This is a genomic window from Mesorhizobium sp. M0306 (assembly GCF_040321655.1).
In the GTDB taxonomy this organism is placed as follows: domain Bacteria; phylum Pseudomonadota; class Alphaproteobacteria; order Rhizobiales; family Rhizobiaceae; genus Mesorhizobium.
Genome location: NZ_JAMYRY010000014.1, coordinates 89435 through 108485 on the forward strand (window position 1 = coordinate 89435; position 19051 = coordinate 108485).

Here is a 19051-nt window from a genome sequence, read left to right on the forward strand (position 1 = left end):
AATCCTCCGTTACGCCGGCTTCCCCTGCACCGGCCCTACTGGCCGGTGCCCGGCTGTGCCGCTGGCGCGGCGGGAGCGGCCGGCGCTGGCGGTGGTGCCGGTGCCGCAGGCGTTTCCTTGCTGTCCGGGTCGCGGAAGAAGCGGAAGAACTCGGAATTCGGCGACAGCACCATCGTCGTTCCGGTGCTGTTCAGCGCAGTGCCATAGGCATTCATCGACCGATAGAAATCGAAGAAGGCCGGATCGCGCTGATAGGCCGCGGCAAACGTGGCACTGCGCTGGGCTTCACCTTCACCGCGCAGGATTTCAGACTCTTTCTGCGCTTCCGCGACGATTTCGACCACTTCGCGGTCGGCGCGAGCCCTGATCCGCTGGGCTGCCTCATTGCCTCGCGCCCTCAGCCGCTCGGCTTCGGCGAGACGTTCGGCCTTCATGCGGTCGAAGGTCTGCTGCGAGACTTCGGCCGTGAGATCGGTGCGGCGGATGCGGACATCCTCGATCTGCAGGCCAAGCGAGGTGGCATCGGGCCTCAGTTGATCGCGCACCTCGCGCATCATCACGGCGCGCTCTTCCGAAAGTGCCGCTTCGAAGTCGCGCAGGCCGTAGACGCGGCGCAAGGCGGCGTCGAGACGCGTCCTAAGCCGGGCCTCGGCCAGTTCGATCTGGCCGGAGACCGCGGCGCGGAACACACGCGGATCCGAGATACGATAGGCGATAAAGGCATCGACCTCATAGAACTTGCCGCCCGAAACCTGAACGCGGATATTGTCGAGGTCGAAGCGCAGGACCCTGTTTTCGATCAGCTGCACGGTGTCGGCATCGAAGAAGGAGAATGGCGCCTTGAAATAGATGCCCGGCTGGTTCTTGACGTCGACGATTTCGCCGAACCTGAGCACCAGAGCCTGCTGGCGCGCATTGACGACGAAGACCGACGAATAGAGCAGGAACAGGATGACCGCGGCGATGACCGCAATGACGGGAAGACGGTTGGCCATCACTGGTTTCCTCCGGTGGCCGGTGCCGGCGCCTTCTGCTGCAATGCCGGCAGCGGCAGGTAGGGAACCACCCCTTGCCCGTTGCCTTGCTCGACAATGACCTTGCTCGAATCCTTCAGCACCCTCTCCATCGTTTCCAGGTAAAGCCGCTTGCGCGTCACTTCCGGCGCCTTGGCATATTCTTCATAGACCGAGATGAAGCGCTGCGCCTCGCCTTCGGCCTCCTGCACGACCCGGTTCTTGTAGGCGGCCGCGTCTTCGCGGATCTGTGCGGCCGCGCCGCGCGCCTGGCCGAGCTTCTGGTTGGAATACTGATTGGCCTGCTCGACGAACTTGTCCTCGTCCTGTTCGGCGCGCTGCACCTCGTCGAACGCGTCTGCCACCTCGCGCGGCGGCGCGGCGTCCTCGATCGAAATGGCGTTGACGTTGAGGCCGGCCTTGTAGCCGTCCAGCGTCGTCTGGATGATCTCACGCACCGACGCCGCAATGCCTTGCCGGTCGTCGCGGAAAATGTCCTGCGCCGGGCGCCGGCCGACCGCTTCACGCATCGCGCTTTCGGCGACCTGCTGCAGCATGCCGCCCGGGTCGGACACGTCGAACAGATAGGCCTTCGGGTCGGAAACCTGATAGGCCACAGAGAATTGCACGTTGACGATGTTCTGATCGCCGGAAAGCATCAGACCATTGCCGCTGGTGCTGCCGCCACCGATGCTGACAAGCTGCTCGGCGATGTTGGCGGTCTCGACCGTTTCAATGGGCCACCAATGGAAATGCAGGCCAGGCTGCGAGAGTTCCGCCTTCGGCTTGCCGAACCTGAGCTCCACCGCAACTTCGTCGGGCTGCACAGTGTAGACCGCCTTGAACGCCCACAGCACCACCAGCGCCGCAGCAATCAGCCCGAACACCGCCGGGCTCGCGCCACCGCCGCCCGGCAGTGCGCGCCGCAACCTATCCTGCCCACGCCGGATGATATCCTCGAGATCAGGAGGCGAGCCCTGCGGGCCGCTGGGTCCCTTGGGTCCCTGTCCCCAAGGTCCCTGATTGTTGCCGCCGCCCCACGGGCCGCCGCCGCCGCTCTTGTCGTTCCAGGGCATGAATGTCCTTTCGCTTGGAATTCCCTCAAGCGCCGGCTCGCCGGCGCAAAATCCAATATTATTCTTCTATAGGGATGCAACGGCACGCTTTCAACGCGATGGGCTGCCGTCACAGTCCGCCTTTGGGTCCATTTAGACCTGTCGCGACGCTTTGTCGTCTTCAATTCACGTCGCGGCGCCGCTCGTAAACGGAATAGCGTGTCGCATGGCTGTCCTTTTGGCCAGCCTCCACCTCCTGCGAGCGGACGATCCGCCACAGCGCCGGGTCGATCGGCGGGAAATGGGCGTCGCCGTCGACCGCGGCCAGCACATGGGTGACGTGCAGCCGATCGGCCAGCGGCAGCGCCTGAGCGTAGATCTCGCCGCCGCCGATGACGCAGATCTCGTCGGCGCCGGCCATGCAGCGCCCGCGCGCCGTCGCCAGCGCGATCGCGTCCTCGATCGAATGCGCGACTTCTATGCCCTCGGCGCGCCATGCCCTGTCTCGCGTCACCACGATGTTGAGCCTGCCCGGCAATGGCCGGCCGATGCCTTCATAGGTCTTGCGGCCCATGATGATGGGCTTGCCCATCGTATCGGCTTTGAACCGCTTGAGATCGGTGGAAAGCCGCCACGGCAACCCACCCTCGCGCCCGATCACGCCGTTCTCGGCGATGGCGACATAAATCGCGAGATCCATCAGCCGCCGCCGTTCCCGCCATCGGATGGCTCCAGCAGCAATATGTCGATGTCGTGCTCGGGGTAGAAGTTCTGCGCCTTCATCTCGAACGTCGTCGGTCCGACTTTCCTGACGTTTTCGCCGCAAAAGGAGACCAGGTTCTTCGGATCGCCCTTGTCGACGGTCAGCTTGAACGTGCCGATGTTTCCCGACGCCCAGTTGCCGCCCGTGGTCAGGATGTAGGCGATGCGGTTCTCGAAATATTTGGGGTAGCCGTCGGGATCGTCCTTCGCTGCCTTGCGCACGGCATTCTCGAAGGCATCGTCCATGCAGTAGCGTGTCTTGTAGGCGGCATACTGGCCCTGAAACTGGCCGTCATAGAAGAAGCTGACCGAGGAGGTGCCGCCGACGCTCGGCTTGTAGCGATGCGAGACATGGACTGCCTTGTTGGCCGGAAAGGTCGAGCGCCACCAATAGGTCGAGCGCAATTGCCAGAACGGCGTATAAACGGTCTTCATGCCCGACCCGTCGTCGGCAGTGTCCTCGATGATGATGCCGCGGTTGACCCAGTCGTCGGCGACCGCTTGCGGCAACTTTGCCAGCGCTGCCTTGGCCGCATCGCCGAACGGATAGAACGGCACGCCCTGCGCCTTCAGGTCAGCACCGATATCGATGCCGAGTGCGAACACCTTCTGCTCGAGCTGCGGCTTTGCCGGCACCCCGTCGATCGTCACTTCGAAGCCGAGGAAATTATCGCTCTGCGCCTCGGGAATCGCCGGTATTTCTTCGGGGTCGCCTTCGATGTCGGGCATCGGAAAGGCGACGATCGCATCGACATCCTTGTCGGTGTTGTTGCGGAAGACGTAATCGACCGTCACTTTTTCCGGCGAGATGTAGAGATCCTCGCTTTCCATCGCCACCGCATCGCTGCGCGAAAGGATCAGCCCACCAGTGCCGAGTTCGGCGACCGAATCGTTGGCGAGTGCGGGCGTAGCCGAGAGCGCCAGCGCTGCGGTCAGGACGTAACGGAACATGGAAACTCCCCCGGCGAGAATGCCAACATGACTCTAGCCGTTCAATGTGGCGTTTCAAAGCCTTTCGGCAAACGCGCCAGCGCCTGCCGGCATGTCATGTCGGTCTAGACACGCCGATCCCGATCGGGCAGGAGTTCGCCCATGCGCAAGCTTCTTGTCATCGGCATCGGCGCCGGCAATCCGGAGCACATGACGGTCCAGGCCATTAACGGCCTCAATCGGGCCGAAGTGCTGTTCATTCCCGACAAGGGCGCCAAGAAGAACGATCTCGCCGAATTGCGCCGCCAGATCTGCGACCGCTTCGTCACCAACCCAAACTCGCGCCGCGTTGAATTCGATGTGCCCGTGCGCGCCGAGCCGGCGGCTTCCTACCGCTCGACCGTCGACGACTGGCATGAGGCGATCGCCGCGATCTACGAAGGCCTGATCCGCGGCGAACTCTCCGAAGATGGCTGCGGCGCCTTCCTGATCTGGGGCGATCCTTCGCTCTACGACAGCGCGCTGCGCATCCTGGAGCGCGTGCGCCTCAGAGGCAAAGTCGCGTTCGAGCTGGAGGTCATTCCCGGCATCACCGCCATCCAGGCACTCGCAGCCAGCCACAAAATGGCATTGAACCGCATCGGCGACACCATTTTGATTACCACCGGCCGCCGGCTCGCCGAGCAAGGTCTGCCCGAAAACACCGGCAGCACCATCGTCATGCTGGACGGCAAATGCGCCTTCAACACGCTGGACGACAAGGACGTTACCGTCCACTGGGGCGCCTATCTCGGAACGCCCGACGAGATCGTCATCTCGGGCCGGATTGGCGACGTCGGCGACGAGATCGTGAGCACCCGTGAGGAGGCCCGTCGGAAAAAAGGCTGGATCATGGACACCTATCTGCTGCGCAAGCCGGGCGAGCCTGAGGAGTAGCAGAGATCACGCGCGGCATGAATTCCGCCGAGTTCAGGCAGCGTCGATCTCGGCCTGCAGCGCCTCCATATGTGCCGCCGCTGCTGAAGAAGCAGCCCGCTCGATGGCGCGGAAGCGGCTGACCACCGCAAGCCCGACCGACGTCAACTGGGCGCCACCGCCTTTCTTGCCGCCCGTCTGTGCCGCAACCAGCGGCTTGCCGAACACGCGGTTCATGTCCTCGACCAGATCCCAGGCGTGCTTGTAAGACATCTCCATACCGCGCGCCGCGGCCGAAATCGAACCGAAGGCGGCGATCTGTTCCAGAAGCTCGATCTTGCCCGGCCCGAGGCGGCCATCTGGATCGAGATTTATCCGCAAACTCAGCGACGGCATTTTCTCCTCCGCGGTCACGCTATTCTACAAGTTCGGCAGCAATACCGCTATTCCAAAACGATATAGCGAATCATCGGCCGTTCACCCATCCGCCTCGGCCGGCAAGCCGGCGCCGGTATTCGCCCGGTCGAAGCTCACTGTCTTGACCACCGCGAAGACCTTTCGACCAAGCCGAAGCCGCAGCGTCTGCCGCGACTGTTCGGTGATGCGGGCAAGCACGGTTGCGCCATTGCAGTCGATGCCGATCTCGACCGTAGGCCCTTCGCCCGGCTCTATCGCCACAATCGTGCCCGGCAGTATGTTGAGCGCGCTGAGGCCAACCGGCTGCTCGGTGGCGATCATCACGTCGCGGGCGCGGATGCGGACGCGCACCGGCGCACCGACCGGCGTTGCCAGAAGCGGCACCCGGATCTCGCCCGCCAATGAGCCTAGCACCGTCATGCCAAAGGCTTCGTCGTGGCGCACTACCGCGGCATCCAGCACGGCACCGCCCTCGCCGCGTTCTTCGGCCGGCAATAGATCCAGACGCTGCATGATCGCTCCGGTCGGACCGGAAGCGGCGACCTTGCCTTGCATCAGCACCACGACGTCGCTCGCCAGCCGCGCCACTTCGGCGATCGAGTGGCTGACATAGACGATCGGTATTTTCGTCTCGTCGCGCAGCCGCTCGATATAAGGCAAGATCTCGGCCTTGCGCGCCTCGTCGAGCGACGCCAGCGGCTCGTCCATCAGCAGCAATTTCGGACTGGCAAGCAGCGCCCTGCCGATTGCCACGCGCTGCTTCTCGCCACCAGAGAGTTTTGCCGGCCGCCGGTCGAGCAAATGGCCGATCCCGAGCAGTTCGACCACGCCATTGATATCCGCGTAGCGCTCGGCAGCCGGCGTGAACCAACGGCCATAGCGCAGATTGCTCGCCACGCTCATATGCGGAAACAGCCGCGCATCCTGGAACACCATGCCGATCCGCCGTTTGTGCTTCGGCACGAACAGGCCGGCATCGCTATCGACCAGCACGCGGCCCTCGGCCGCGATGCGGCCTTTGTCGGGGCGGATCAGCCCGGCAATCAAATTGATAAGCGTCGTCTTTCCGGAGCCGGACGGCCCGAACAGCGCAGTCAGCCGCCCGGCACTCTCGAAGCGGGCATTGACGGCGAAATCGCCAAGCCGGTGGCTGATGTCGACCTGAACCGTCATTCGATGTCCATCCGCCGGCCGACGCGCCGCGCCAGCACTTCCGAGGCCACGAGTGCAGCCATCGAGATGACGATCGAGATCAGCGTCAGCCTGAGCGCGCCGGCGTCGCCGCCGGGAACCTGCGTGAAAGTGTAGATCGCCGACGGCAGCGTCTGCGTCTCGTTCGGGATGTTAGAGACGAAGGTGATCGTCGCGCCGAATTCGCCCATCGCCTTGGCGAAGGAGAGGATCGCACCGGCGATCAGCCCGGGCAGTATCAACGGCAGCGTGATCGTGCCGAATACCCATAGCGGATTGGCGCCGAGCGTGCCGGCGGCCGCCTCGATTTTGCGGTCGACCGCTTCGATCGACAGCCGGATCGCCCGCACCATCAACGGAAAACCCATCACGCCGCAGGCGAGCGCGGCGCCTGTCCAGCGGAACGAAAAAACTATGCCGAAATGTTCGGCCAGGAAAGCGCCGGCCGGACCGCGCTTGCCGAAAGTCAAAAGCAGCAGATAGCCGGTCACCACCGGTGGCAGAATCAGCGGCAGATGCACCAGACCGTTGAGCAGTGTCTTGCCCCAGAACTGGCCACGGGCGAGCACAAGGGCGATTGCTACGCCCGGCGGCAGGCTGGCAATCATCGCCACGGTCGCCACCTTGATCGACAGCCGGACCGCATTCCATTCGTCGGGAGCGAGATCCAGCAGCCAGTTCATGTGCGGTGCCGCTCGTCAGTTGCTCGGCGCAAGCATGGTAAAACCTTGCGCCTTGAAGAGTTCGCCAGCCTTTGCGGATTGCAGGCATTTCAGGAACGCCGGGGTATGCTTGCCCTTCGAGTCCGCAAGCTGGGCAACCGGATAGATGATCGGCGGATGTGTATTGTCGGGGAAAGTGCCGATCACCTTCACGCCGGGCTCCGCATGCGCATCCGTGGCATAGACGATGCCGAGTGCTGCCTCGCCGGTCGACACCAGTTTTAGGGCGGCGCGCACATTCTCGGCCTGCGCCACCTTGGCTTCGACCGAAGACCAGACACCGAGCGATTCGAGGGCTGCCTTGCCGTATTTGCCTGCCGGCACCGCCTTGACATCGCCCATGGCAAGTTTGCCGTCACCGGCCAGCCCGGCAAGATCGAACCCCTTTTCGATCCTGGTCTCGACCTTGGAATCCTGCGGCGCAATCAGCACGATCTGGTTACCGAGCAGTTTCACTTCGGTTTCGGGCTTGGTCAGCTTCCTGTCGGAAAGATATTTCATCCAGTCGAGATCGGCCGAGATGAACACGTCTGCCGGCGCGCCGCTTTCAATCTGCCTGGCCAGCGCCGAGCTCGCCGCGTAGGAAATGGTTGCCGCCTCGCCGACATCGGCCTCGCAGGCCTTGTTGACGGCATCGAGCCCGTCCTTCAGGCTCGCCGCAGCAAACACGACCACCTTGTCATCGGCATGGGCCGCCGGCACCGCGGCCATCAGGATGGCGGCGAGACCCGCGATGGCAATCGTCGTCGAACCTTTGCGCGCCAGCATGAAACTCTCCTCGTCTCGGAACGCCCGAAGCCGTCCATCGATATATCCATGTGAACATAACAAGGAAAGGCTCTTTACCGGCGACGGCATTCTGAGCTCAGGTTTCTCGGCGTGCGATAACCTCCGTTGGATACAGCGGTATCGAGGCCAAAGGAAATATCACATGAAATCAGTACCCGCGGCACGGGCAAACGAGGGCGCAGCCGCAGTAGGCAGTTTCGATATGGACAGTCAGGTAGGTCCTAGACCGCGATCGGCGCCTTGATCGTCGCGTCGGCGAAATAGTTCTCGAGCCGGAAATCCTCGAAGCGGAAGGCAAAGAGGTCCTTCACCTCGGGATTTATCCATAGCGTCGGCAACGCCTTGGGCGTGCGCCGCAATTGCTCGCGCGCCTGCTCGAAATGGTTCGAGTAAAGATGTGCGTCGCCGAGCGTGTGGATGAAATCGCCGGGTTTCAATCCGGTCACCTGCGCCACCATCAGCGTCAGCAACGCATAGGACGGGATGTTGAACGGCACACCGAGAAAGATATCGCCCGAACGCTGGTAGAGCTGGCAGGAAAGCTTGCCTTCCGAAACATAGAACTGGAACAGGCAGTGGCAGGGCGGCAACGCCATGGCCTCCACCTCGGCCGGGTTCCACGCCGAAACGATCAGCCGCCGCGAAGTAGGATTTTTGCGTATCTCCTTCAGAAGATTCGCAATCTGGTCGATGGCGCCGCCATGGCCGTCCGGCCACGACCGCCACTGTTTGCCATAGACCGGGCCGAGATCGCCATTCTCGTCGGCCCACTCATCCCAGATCGAGACGCCGTGATCGTTGAGATACTTGATGTTGGTGTCACCGGCCAGGAACCACAAAAGCTCGTGGATGATCGACTTCAGGTGCAGCTTCTTGGTGGTGGTGACCGGAAAGCCGCGGGCCAGGTCGAAGCGCATCTGGTAGCCGAATACCGAGCGTGTCCCGGTGCCGGTACGGTCGCCGCGATCGGCGCCGTTTTCCAGCACATGCTTCAGAAGGTCGAGATACTGGTGCATCGGCTCCGGTCCGATTCGGGTTGTCAGCCATCATAGCCGAATGACCGTCCGCCGAACACAGCAAAGCGAGACGATTCCACCGGAGCCTACCGACACCGGCGGCGGGGTTGTTCAGAGCGAGCCGAGCATGCCCAGATCCTTGGCGACGAGGTAGTAAAACGTCACCCGGCTCTTGCTGTTGTCCGCCGCCATCGCCTTGCAGGTCTTTTCGATTGCCGCATCCGCCTTGGCGCCGTCGGTGACGCCGAGCTTGCCAGCGACCCAGCTGTTCCTGACGCGCTTCAGTTCCTGCGGGTCGGTGCAGGACACCAGCGAGGAATCGCGGTTCCTGAGCGCGATGCCCAGATGCTTGACGATCTTGGCGACCGCGTCGGCATCCGCCGCCGCATCATATTTCTTTACGTCTGCGAGATAATCGGCCATCGAATTTCCCCTCGTCGGCGCCACGGGCTCCGGTCGATGAGGATTGTGGCGCGCTGCCGCAAGTATGCGCTGGGTCTCCTCACCGCCACAAAGCTTCGGGTGAGACCGGCTGCAAGTCAACCCCTTGATGATCCACTTTGACACGGACGAAAGTGGCATTCCGGCCTTTCATTTTCCACCGCCAGTCCCTATATTCGCCTCGTCGGCTCGACCGACTATGGCGATAAACAGGCGATGAAATAAGCCGTTCGGACCCGGGGGCGGTACCCGGCGCCTCCACCAAAAACCGCTGCTCGGGAGCGGCTTTTGCTGGGGGCGAAATAGGATCGACGAAGGTGTAAAGATCGTACTTTTGCCCGGCATTGTACCACCGTTATCGGGCTAAACTTATAGTTGCCAACGACAACTATGCGGAAGCACGTCTCGCCGCGTAAGCGGTGCGATAGCTTCAATTCAAGCCCTAGTGGTTCGCACTTCTAGGCGGGGTTCGGAGGTACCTGGCAACAGAAACCTCCATTTCTCTCTCTCATCACACTTATCCTTCGCCGCCGCCTGAACCGCATCCGGCGGCGCTGATTGTTTTGCAACTGCGCCGGGCCTATCGCGCGGCAGCAATGCCGAGAACACTTGAGCGGCATTCCGCCTAAACCTTCTGCATCCAGGCTTCCCATCATCGGAACCTCCGATGGCAGCGTTCGTATCTTCCCGTTTCCCTTCTCTCATGCCTTTGCGGGACAAGGCCTCAGTTTCTCGCCGCGTGTGGTCACGCCCGGCGAGCTACCTGATGGAGACAAGATGAACCAGGAAACCACACCAAAACACGAACGCATCCTGATCGTTGGCGGCAGTTCCGGCATGGGGCTGTCGCTGGCCGGAAAGCAGCTTGCCGCCGGCGCCGAGGTTACGATCGTCGGCCGCTCCGAGGACCGGTTGTCGGCCGCACGGCAGCGCTTGCCTCACCCGGAAAGGCTGAGGACGATCGCAGCCGACGTCACAAGCGAGGAAGAGGTCCAGCGGCTGTTCCAGGATGTCGGTACGCTCGACCACATCGTCTCGACCGCCGCCGACGTTACCGGCGTCTATGTGTTGCTTGCCGAGATGGACATCTCGTTGGCGCGGAAAGTGATGGATTCCAAAGTCGTCGGACCGCTTCTTCTTGCCAAACATGGCGCGCCTCGTCTGACGCCCAGGGGATCGATCACGCTGACCTCGGGCATCGCCGCCTATCGTCCGGCGGCGAAAGGCTCGGTGGTGGCAGCCGTTAATGGGGCCCTTGGCTCACTCGCCTACGCGCTTGCCGTCGAACTGGCGCCGATCCGCGTCAACGTCGTCTCGCCGGGCTGGGTCGACACGCCGATTTGGGATGCCGTCGTCGGCAGCGGAAAGACCGTCGCGCTGGACGCCATGGCAAAGCGTCTGCTCGTCGGCCGGATCGGCCAGGCAGCCGACGTTGCCCAAGCCATCGCGTCCCTGATGCATAACGGCTTCATCACCGGAACGGTGCTTCATGTTGATGGTGGCCAGCGGCTGGTCTAGTGACGGCCAGATTTCGCGAACCATTGCGAGGAACAGCCGCAAGACCGGCGCTTGAATGCGCCGGTGGCGCCATACCATGGTGACCGGCGCCACCGGGCTGCTTCCGACCCAGGGCAGCACGACGATATTGGCGTCAGCCGCGGAAGCCACGAGACGCGGGACCAGCGCGCATCCAAGACCGCCTTCAACAAGGCTCCGTATCGCGCCCATGCTGGCGAATTCGCCAACCAGCCTCGGACGGTCGGGCAGCGTCGCTGCAAACGTTTCGTCGAACATCCGCCTATAGACGCAACCGGGCTGGGTGACGAGGAAGGCCTCGTCGGCCAGATCGTCGGGCGTTATGGCAGAATATCCGGCCAACCGGTGATTTGCCGGCAATATGATGACGAGCTCTTCTTCTGCCACCTCCTCGCTTCGCAGCTCCGGCGCCGCCGCCGGGACGGCTCCGAAATGGAAAGATACGTCCAGCGCCCCGCTTGTCACGCCGGCACGCAACCCACTGCTATCGTCCGCCTTGAGGTTCAGTTCCACATCGGGATGGCGCCGATGGAATTCCCCCAGCAAACCTGGCAAGCGTGTCGAGCAAAGCGTCTCCAGGCCGCCGACAGTCAGGCGACCGGCAACCGTGCCGCTCGCGTCGGCGACAGCGGAACGGGCTTCGTCCGCGAGGTCGAGGAGATCGTTTGCGTAGTCCAGCAGGCGTTGTCCCGCCGCCGTCAGCTTCAAGCCACGCCGTGACCTTTCGAACAGCGACGTGCCCAGATCGGCTTCCAGCGCCTGGATCTGTTCGGTCACGCTCGATTGGGCAAGATGAACCCGCTCGGAGGCGCGCGTGATGTTCAAGGTGGTGGCGACCGCCACGAAGGTCTTGAGATGTCGAAGCTGCATGTCCTGAACCCGTCATATAGGCATAGGCTGCTTTGAACCGGGATCGCAAACGTGAAAAGGCCGGGAACATCGCCCGGCCTTTTTGTCTCGATAGGTGAAGCTTACTCCGCCGGCGCTTCCGCAGCGTCCCGGCTGCGGCCGAGCGTTATCTTGGCCAGCGTGAAGGAGATCGCCGCGCAGAGCGTGATGCCCGCCACCATCGGCAGCGGCGTGCCGTCGAAAAACACGCCGGCGACGCCCATGGCGACCGCGCCGATGGCAAAGTGCAGCGTGCCCATCAGCGCCGACGCGGTGCCGGCGATCTCGCCATGCTCTTCCATGGCCAGCACCGACGTCGTCGGGATGACCAGGCCGAGAAAGCCGTAGCCGATGAACAGCAACGCCGCCATCACGTCGAGCCGGTCGACACCCGATGCCATCACCGCGAACAGCACCACCATCGTCGTCGCATAGCCGGTCACCGCGACGCGCACCACGCGCTGCAGCCCGAACCGCTCCGATAGCAACCCGGTCAGCTGCGACATGCCGATAAAGGCAACCGCATTGATCGAGAAGAACACGCTGTAGACCGAAGGCGACAGCCCGTAATGGTCGATCAGGATGAAGGACGAGCTCGACAGATAGACGAAGAAGCTCGCAATGCCGAAGCCGGCAATGGCCGTCAGGCCAAGGAAGTTGCGGTCGCCCATCAGGAAGCGGTAGCCTGAAAGTGCCGTCCCGAAGGACGAACCGGCGCGCTCTTCGACCGGCCGCGTCTCCTTCAGCGAGGTCGCCAGCAGGATGGTGGCGAGCACGGCCGCGCCCGTCACCGTCCAGAACACGGCGCGCCAGCCGAAGTTCTCGATGATCTGGCTACCGGTCAGCGGCGCCAGGATCGGCGACACCGAAAACACCAGCATCAGCAGCGACATCAGTTTGGCGGCCTCGGTGCCGGTATGCAGGTCGCGCACGATCGCGCGCGGCACGGCCATGCCGGCGCTGGCGCCGAGCCCTTGCAGGAAGCGGAAGGCGATCAGCCATTCGATCGAGGGAGCCAGCGCCGAGCCGACGCCGCCGACCATAAACAGCGCCAGGCCGCCGTAGAGCGGCAGCTTGCGGCCGACCATGTCGGAGATCGGTCCGACGACGATCTGGCCGAAGCCCATGGAAAGAAAGAAGATCAGCAGGCTCATCTGCACCGCGGCGGTGCCGGCATGCAGATCCTCACCGATCGACGGCAGGGCCGGAAGATACATGTCGATGGCAAACGGGCCGATCGCGGACAATAGGCCGAGCACGACCGCAATGCGGAGGAATTTGGCGTTCATGATAGCAGGCTCTTTCGAATTCTGGTTGCCGCCGAGGACCGACGTGTAACCCTAGGACGTTCCATCCCGTGGAGTTCCGACTCTTCTGCGGAACGAAACCCCTTCGTGCAAGTCCACAAATTTAGACAGGCTTGTCTAATTCGTCAACCATCTCTATATAGTTTTGCATGAAGGCCAACGTTTCTCCTGACATTTTCCCGCCGCGGGGCCATGAGGCCAAGCGGATGTCGATTGTCGATGCCGCCGCCTCGGTCTTCTGCCGCGAAAGCTTTGCCGGTGCCAATATCGACATGATTGCCGCCGAGGCCGGCGTCTCCCGCCAGACCATCTACAATCATCACGGCGACAAGGAAAAACTCTTCGTTGCCATCGTCCGTGACCTCACCGAACGTTGCAATGCCGGCATCTTTGCCACGATTTCCACTTTTCCCGATCAGCCGAAGGATCTCGAGGCCGACCTCATCGCCTTTGCTGTGCGGATGAACCACAACTGCATCTGCAACCGCGACGGCAAATTCCTGCGCAAGCTGATCCAGACCGAGGGCGGGCGCTATCCCGAGTTGTTCGCCGAATGGCGCGAAGAAGGACCGGGCAGGACATGGCCGGCGATCGCCGCCCGCTTCGCCCGCCTCGCTCATGCGGGCTTCCTTGATATCGACGATCCCGATGTCGCAGCGCGCCAGTTCATGGCGCTTGCCAATGCCGAGTTGCAGACGACGTTCATGCTCGGCGGTACACCGACCGAGGACGAGGTGGTGCAATCGGCGACAAATGGCGTGCGCACCTTCCTGCGCGCCTTCGGCAAGCGGCAGCCTGTGGCCCGGGCGAGCAAACAGGGCGCGCTCGCCAGCGCTTGACGATCAAAGCCGTTTGACGATCAAATCGTCGCCAATGGGCTTCGCTTCCGCACGCCGACGATCTATATCCGGTTTACGCCGCGCTCAAGCTTGATTACAGCTATCAGGACGATTCAACGGAACCCGACAGCCACATGGCCGACGACCACATCCGCTACGACATTCTGGCCCAGGAGGCGTTGCGCGGCGTCATGCGCAAGGTCCTGGCCGAGGTCGCGCGCACCGGTCTCCCGGGCAACCATCATTTCTTCATCACCTTTCTCACCGGCGCGCCGGGCGTGCGCGTCTCGTCGCGGCTGCGCGAGCGCTATCCCGAACAGATGACCATCGTCATCCAGTTCCAGTATTGGGACCTGAAGGTGAGCGACACCGGTTTCGAAGTCGGGCTGTCGTTTTCCGACGTGCCGGAGAAACTGGAAATCCCGTTCTCGGCCGTGCGCGGCTTTTACGATCCGTCCGTCAACTTCGAGCTCGAATTCGATGTCAAGACGGATACCCCGGCTGAACAGGAGACAAAGGCCAAGCCTGCTCCCGAGCCGCTGGCTATCGTCGCCGAGAAAAAGCCTGAGACGAAGAAGAAAACCGCTGAGGCGGAAAAGAAGCCTGCCGCGGCCGACGCCGGCGCCAAGGGCGCCGACGTGGTGTCGCTCGACGCCTTCCGCAAGAAGTGACCCGACAGGCGGCGTGACATGGCCGAGATCGTCAATCTCCGTCAGGCACGCAAGCAGAAGGCGCGAGCCGAGAAGGAGCGCCTGGCCGAACAGAACCGGGCGCTGCATGGCCGTTCCAAAACCAGCCGGGATCGCGACCGCCTGATCGCCGACAAGGCCGACAAATTGGTCGCCGGCCATCGCCGCGAAAAATCGGGCGATTCGGACAAATCCGATGCTTGAAGTGTGAGGGCGGTCGCGTGAGCCCGGTCGAAAAGCGCTCGGTCACCATTCGCGGCCACCGCACCAGCTATTCGCTTGAAAAGCCTTTTTACGACGACCTGGTCGCCATCGCGGCCGTGCGAAAACTGACGCTCGCCGCTCTTGTCGCCGAAATCGACGAGAGCCGCCCGCGCGATGCCAACCTCTCCTCGGCACTCAGGCTCTATGTGCTGGATTGGGCCAAGCGCCGGATGACGGGTTCGCTCTAACCTCCCTCCAGCGACTTCAGCAAATTGTCGATCGATGAGGGATCGATCTGGGGTTTTGGCGCGGGTTCCGCCGGCGACTGATTGTCATTGGTTGCAGGCCGAGCCTCCCGCTCCATCTTCTGCGCTTGCTCCGCCGCGGCCTTGCGTTCGGCGTCGAGCTTTGCCTTCTCTTCCGAGGCGATCCGCAACGCCTCTTCCGCCCTCTGGCGTTGCTGTTCTTCGGCCTGCGCTGCCTCCTCGGCAGCCTGCTGCGCCGCCTTGGCTTTCGCTTCGGCATCCGCTTTGGCCTTTGCAGCCGCCTCGGCTTTCGCCCTGGCCTCGGCTTCGGCCTTCGCCGCTGCATCCGCCTTTGCCTTGGCGTCCGCTTCAGCCTTCGCCCTGGCCTCGGCTTGGGCCTGCGCCTCAGCTTCGGCCTGTGCCTTGGCGTCCGCTTCAGCCTTCGCCTTGGCTTCAGCCTGCGCCCTCGCCTCCGCTTCGGCTTGCGCCTTCGCCTCGGCTTCAGCCTTCGCCCTGGCGTCGGCCTCAGCCTTCAGCCGCGCCGCTTCCTCCTGCTTGCGCAGTTCCTCCGCCGCCCTTTCACGCTCGGTTTGCAGCGCAGCGTAGTAGCGCACCTCCCGCCGCAGCCTTTGTTTCTCGAGCAGTGCGGCTTGCATGGCTTCGACCCGCTGCTGCTCCTTTTCCAGCGCACGCTGGGTCAGGAACTGTGCCAGCGGCTCGCTGTCGAACTGCCGTTTGGTGGCGCCGAACGGCCCGTCGACGCTGAAATTCAAAATCGGTTCGGAGCCGACCAGCGCCTCCTCGCCGGGCCGGTAAGCGATCTCGCCCTTGGCATCGACGGTGCTGGTGTTCAGATCGGCGGTGATGTCGGCGGACAGCGTCGCGCCCGGGCTTTCGAATTTGACCGGCGGTGCTCTCAGCGTGCCGCCGGCGATGGTGAAGGCAATATCGGTGTCCTGCGCCGGAAAACTGCCCGCCGCGGCGATCTGCGGCACAAAGCCGGCAGTCTTCGACGCGTCGATATCGCGCCCTATCGCGTCGGCCTTGGCGATGAAAGCGCCAAAGGCATCGGGATTGAAGCCGGCAATGGTCATGCCCTTCAGCGTTGCCGTGCCGGAACCGGACAGCGCCGCGACCATCGCGTCGACCGATTTGCCGCTGGTCGAAAGCGCCGTCGAGAACTCGCCGCTTCCGCTGATGCCGGCCTCCGGCAGCACGGCTGTCAAATCGGCGCCGGCGAGTTTCATCTGACCGGAGAAAAGCCCAGTGCCGTCATTGTTCTTGAGCTCGAACAGGCCACTCAACTCGCCGCCGAGGAACTTTGCCTTGAGGTCGGAAACGCGGATGCCTTCCTGGTCGAGCTGCAGCGACAGCGCAGCGTCATAGGCGGTGGCAAGCGGGCCAGCGGCAAGCGACGCCGCCGTCAGATCGAGATCGGCGGTAAATGGCAGACTGGATTTCTGGCTGAGCGGTGCTGTCGGCCAGGCCCCGTCATTGACAAGGAAGGCCTGGTCACCGAACAGCATCACTGCCATCGGATCGAGGTCCAGTTCGTCCAGCGACAGCGCGCCGGCAAGATGCGGCAGCCCCTCTTTGACATCGATATTTACGTCACCGGAAACCGCCGCTTCGTTGACGGCGCCGCTGAGGCCGCTCAACACCAGGAGACCGTTGCCGTAATCGGCATCGGCAGCAAGCGACGTCGACATGCCGGTCCCCATGCCGGGCAGGCCGACGCCGGTCGTCATCAGCCATGGCTCGATGTCGGCCGTTTCAAGGCTGACCTTGCCCTTGGCGGCCGCGCCCTGAGGCGTGTCGGCAATTGTCCCGTCGAAACCAGCTTTGAAGTCATTGCCGGCGAGGCTGAAGCGTGTCGCCAGGCCGCCGCCAAGCGTGCCTTTGGCCGAGACGTCGGTGGTCGCCTCGCCGAGCATGCCGAGCGGCAGTGCCGGCAGACCGTAAAGCGCCAGAAGTGCGGTGGCGTCGGCATTCCTTGCGTTGAAGGTCAACGTCACCGGCGCTTCGAGCGGCCGGTTGAGCGCCCCTTTGCCGGACAACGACGCCGAAAAGGCCGAGCCACCGGCCTTGCCCTGTGCGCTCATTGCCAGTCCAGTCGTACCGTCGCCATTGTCTGCGGCACTCGTGACCGCGTCGATACGCGCATCCTGGAACAGCTCGGGATAGGCAGCAGCCCTCGCCGCCAGCCCCTTCAGAACCGCATTGTCCGGATAATGCCGGACGGCGACGTCGATCAGCGGCTTGAGGTCGACGGCGACCACCGAGGCGTCGAGCTTGCCGGTCGGGCTCGCCGGGAAATCCTTGATTCGGCCGGTGGCGCTGATCGAGGCGCCGGCAAGTCCGCCGACGGACAGGCGGTCGATCTCAAGCAACCCCTCACGCAATCTAAGCGCGGTGTCGACGCTATCGGCGGTCAACCCGCCGGCGCTGACCGGCCCGGCCTTGATCCGGAAATCGAGGTCGCGATCGGAAAAGCGGTTGGCGCCCTTGTCGCTGACGAAGATCGAGGCAAAGGCGGCGAGCCCATCGACGTCGAGTTCGCCGCCTTCCAGTTGCATCAGCACCGATGGCCTGGTGTCGTCGGGCTGGCTGGAATCGATGCGGCCGGAGAACTTTGCCTTGCCGAGGATGAGTTCGAGATCGCTGAAGGCCTGGTGCTTCTCGCTCAAATCCACCTTGGCCTTGAAGCCGGCGGCCGGCAAGCGGCGGATCGCCTCGTCGACGTCCTTCGACAGCCAGGCGGCAAAGCCGGAGGGCTGCGCCACCGCCAGAAGCAGCGATCCGGTGAAACCGAAATGGTCCTCGACGCTGACCATGCCGTTGGCTTCCAGCTTGGCGCGGCCGGGTAGCGTGGCGGCCAGCGATTTTACCGCCCAGCCGCCCTCGGCCGGCTCGGCGGACAGGTGCACGTCGCGAACCGTGGTGTCGCCTGCCACCACCGCCGGCAGTTTCACCTCGACCGTGCCCGGTATGGTCGGCTTCGGCAGATCGAGCAGCGCCTGCTCCAGCGCCGCCACCCGCTCGGATAGCGTCAATCCGGCACCGGCCGCCGCCCCCACGGCCTCGTCGAACTGCACCTGCGCGCCATTGGCCTCGATCGAGAAATGCGGCTTCAGCCCAAGGTCGACCGCAGCCTTGCCGTCGGCGGTGTAGGGATTGTCGAGCGGTCCGGTCTCGAAGCGGAATTCGTCGACGCCGAGCTTCTGGTGGTCGAGCGAAAACTTGCCGTTCAGCCTGAAGCCCGGGTCCGGTTTGCCGGCGCTGACTTTCAGCGCCTCGCCGCTGGTGCCGCGCGGCTGCGCCGCAGTCCGGTCTGCGCCCGATATCTTGAACTGACCCGAATAGACGGCGGCGCCCTCGACGAGGCCCACATTGCCGTCGGTTTCGATGACCAGCGGATAGTCATCCGGATCGGCCTTGAGCCTGAGCCGCATTTGACCGTCCGGTTCGGCCTTGCTGGTGGAAGCGGCGATCATGGTCCGCAACCCGTCCAGCAACAGCGAGCCGTCCAGCCGCCAGGGGCCGGCCAGCGACTTGGCCGAGATCGTCGAGTTGATCTCGGAAATAAGATGGCTGCGCCCGCCGGCGGCGTGGCTGAGCGCGATCTGTCCTTCCGTCACCGTCAGCTTCTCGATGGAGATCTGACCGGGATCGAAGGGCGAGGACGGCCGTATCGTCCAGTCGACCGTGCCGTCGGCGGCGATGTCGATGATCGCCTTCGGCCGCACCAGGCGCATGTCGAAGATCAGCACTTCGCCGCGCAGGAATGGCGCGAGTTCTGCATCCATCGAAAAGGTTTCGACGGTCATCGCTGGCTGGCCGCTGGGGCCGCCGGCAACGGCGACGTTGGAAAAGGTCACCGAGGGGAACGGCAACAGCCTTGCCGTTGCATCACCTCGCACGGTCACCTTGCGGCCCAGAACGGCACTCGCCTCGCGCTCGAAATCGGCACGGTAACCTGTCCAGTCGACAAAGTACGGCACCACCAGCGCCGCACACAGCACCAGCACGAGAAGCCCACCGAAGATCACGAACAGGCGTGCGAGCATGAACTCCGAAGCGGTTGATTGAAAA

18 protein-coding genes, 1 other RNA gene and 1 pseudogene are annotated in these 19051 nt (G+C 63.4%); 7 read left to right on the forward strand and 13 right to left on the reverse strand.

The window, feature by feature from the left end:
* Positions 1 to 35: 35 nt before the first annotated feature.
* The 4 genes from hflC to NKI95_RS19865 all read right to left on the reverse strand — a co-directional run bounded on the left by hflC (position 36) and on the right by NKI95_RS19865 (position 3781).
* Entirely contained in the window at positions 36 to 995 is a 960-nt protein-coding gene (gene hflC, locus NKI95_RS19850; RefSeq protein ID WP_352718976.1) for a protease modulator HflC, read from the reverse strand.
* Positions 995 to 2089: an FtsH protease activity modulator HflK gene (hflK, locus tag NKI95_RS19855; protein ID WP_352718977.1), complete on the reverse strand. Its 1095-nt coding sequence runs from the start codon at positions 2087 to 2089 to the stop codon at positions 995 to 997. Before hflK ends, hflC begins: the two co-directional genes overlap by 1 nt.
* 160 nt (positions 2090 to 2249) lie before the next feature.
* Positions 2250 to 2768: a dihydrofolate reductase gene (locus NKI95_RS19860; RefSeq protein ID WP_352718978.1), complete on the reverse strand. Its 519-nt coding sequence runs from the start codon at positions 2766 to 2768 to the stop codon at positions 2250 to 2252.
* A complete protein-coding gene (locus NKI95_RS19865) occupies positions 2768 to 3781 on the reverse strand; it encodes a DUF4424 domain-containing protein (protein WP_352718979.1) in 1014 nt (337 codons plus the stop codon). The genes NKI95_RS19860 and NKI95_RS19865 overlap by 1 nt, the downstream gene beginning before the upstream one ends.
* A gap of 141 nt (positions 3782 to 3922) precedes the next feature.
* On the opposite strand from NKI95_RS19865, the gene cobF reads away from it, so the two are divergent.
* Positions 3923 to 4696, forward strand: coding sequence for a precorrin-6A synthase (deacetylating) (cobF, locus tag NKI95_RS19870; RefSeq protein WP_352718980.1), 774 nt, complete (start codon positions 3923 to 3925; stop codon positions 4694 to 4696).
* 33 nt (positions 4697 to 4729) lie between these two features.
* Here the strand turns inward: cobF and NKI95_RS19875 are convergent, their stop codons facing one another.
* The 6 genes from NKI95_RS19875 to NKI95_RS19900 form a co-directional block, all read right to left on the reverse strand.
* Positions 4730 to 5071: a winged helix-turn-helix domain-containing protein gene (locus NKI95_RS19875; RefSeq protein ID WP_352466929.1), complete on the reverse strand. Its 342-nt coding sequence runs from the start codon at positions 5069 to 5071 to the stop codon at positions 4730 to 4732.
* 81 nt (positions 5072 to 5152) lie between these two features.
* Positions 5153 to 6265, reverse strand: coding sequence for a molybdenum ABC transporter ATP-binding protein (modC, locus tag NKI95_RS19880; protein ID WP_352718981.1), 1113 nt, complete (start codon positions 6263 to 6265; stop codon positions 5153 to 5155).
* Positions 6262 to 6966, reverse strand: a complete 705-nt coding sequence (modB, locus tag NKI95_RS19885) for a molybdate ABC transporter permease subunit (RefSeq protein ID WP_352718982.1) — start codon at positions 6964 to 6966, stop codon at positions 6262 to 6264. The genes modC and modB overlap by 4 nt, the downstream gene beginning before the upstream one ends.
* A 15-nt stretch (positions 6967 to 6981) precedes the next feature.
* Positions 6982 to 7773 carry a molybdate ABC transporter substrate-binding protein gene (modA, locus tag NKI95_RS19890; RefSeq protein ID WP_352718983.1) on the reverse strand — a complete coding sequence of 264 codons (792 nt, stop codon included), beginning with the start codon at positions 7771 to 7773 and terminating at the stop codon, positions 6982 to 6984.
* Positions 7774 to 8015: 242 nt separating this feature from the next.
* The gene (locus NKI95_RS19895) at positions 8016 to 8810 is read right to left on the reverse strand and encodes a thymidylate synthase (protein ID WP_352718984.1); all 795 of its coding nucleotides are present in this window, start codon (positions 8808 to 8810) and stop codon (positions 8016 to 8018) included.
* 111 nt (positions 8811 to 8921) lie between these two features.
* The gene (locus NKI95_RS19900) at positions 8922 to 9233 is read right to left on the reverse strand and encodes a DUF2853 family protein (protein ID WP_352718985.1); all 312 of its coding nucleotides are present in this window, start codon (positions 9231 to 9233) and stop codon (positions 8922 to 8924) included.
* 162 nt (positions 9234 to 9395) lie between these two features.
* Here NKI95_RS19900 and ssrA point away from each other — a divergent pair.
* Together ssrA and NKI95_RS19910 are read left to right on the forward strand one after the other, a co-directional pair.
* Positions 9396 to 9751, forward strand: a transfer-messenger RNA (tmRNA) gene (ssrA, locus tag NKI95_RS19905).
* A gap of 277 nt (positions 9752 to 10028) precedes the next feature.
* Positions 10029 to 10769, forward strand: coding sequence for an SDR family oxidoreductase (locus NKI95_RS19910; protein ID WP_352718986.1), 741 nt, complete (start codon positions 10029 to 10031; stop codon positions 10767 to 10769).
* A 72-nt stretch (positions 10770 to 10841) separates the two neighbouring features.
* Here NKI95_RS19910 and NKI95_RS19915 read toward each other — a convergent pair.
* Together NKI95_RS19915 and NKI95_RS19920 are read right to left on the reverse strand one after the other, a co-directional pair.
* A pseudogene (locus NKI95_RS19915) lies at positions 10842 to 11657 on the reverse strand (LysR family transcriptional regulator); the annotation flags it as partial.
* 101 nt (positions 11658 to 11758) lie between these two features.
* Positions 11759 to 12964 (reverse strand): multidrug effflux MFS transporter, encoded by a 1206-nt coding sequence (locus NKI95_RS19920; RefSeq protein WP_352718987.1) that lies wholly within the window; start codon positions 12962 to 12964, stop codon positions 11759 to 11761.
* Positions 12965 to 13131: 167 nt separating this feature from the next.
* Here NKI95_RS19920 and NKI95_RS19925 point away from each other — a divergent pair, with 167 nt between their 5' ends.
* The 4 genes from NKI95_RS19925 (at position 13132) to NKI95_RS19940 (ending at position 14962) form a co-directional block, all read left to right on the forward strand.
* Positions 13132 to 13821: a TetR/AcrR family transcriptional regulator gene (locus tag NKI95_RS19925; protein ID WP_352450076.1), complete on the forward strand. Its 690-nt coding sequence runs from the start codon at positions 13132 to 13134 to the stop codon at positions 13819 to 13821.
* Positions 13822 to 13955: 134 nt separating this feature from the next.
* On the forward strand, positions 13956 to 14492 hold the full coding sequence (locus tag NKI95_RS19930) for an SspB family protein (RefSeq protein ID WP_023676707.1): 537 nt from the start codon (positions 13956 to 13958) through the stop codon (positions 14490 to 14492).
* A gap of 18 nt (positions 14493 to 14510) precedes the next feature.
* A complete protein-coding gene (locus tag NKI95_RS19935) occupies positions 14511 to 14714 on the forward strand; it encodes a DUF4169 family protein (protein ID WP_352718988.1) in 204 nt (67 codons plus the stop codon).
* A 17-nt stretch (positions 14715 to 14731) separates the two neighbouring features.
* Entirely contained in the window at positions 14732 to 14962 is a 231-nt protein-coding gene (locus tag NKI95_RS19940) for a ribbon-helix-helix domain-containing protein (protein WP_352466940.1), read from the forward strand.
* On the opposite strand, the gene NKI95_RS19945 is transcribed toward NKI95_RS19940, so the two are convergent.
* On the reverse strand, positions 14959 to 19026 hold the full coding sequence (locus NKI95_RS19945) for an AsmA family protein (RefSeq protein ID WP_352718989.1): 4068 nt from the start codon (positions 19024 to 19026) through the stop codon (positions 14959 to 14961). The genes NKI95_RS19940 and NKI95_RS19945 overlap by 4 nt on opposite strands.
* Between the last annotated feature and the right edge of the window lie 25 nt (positions 19027 to 19051).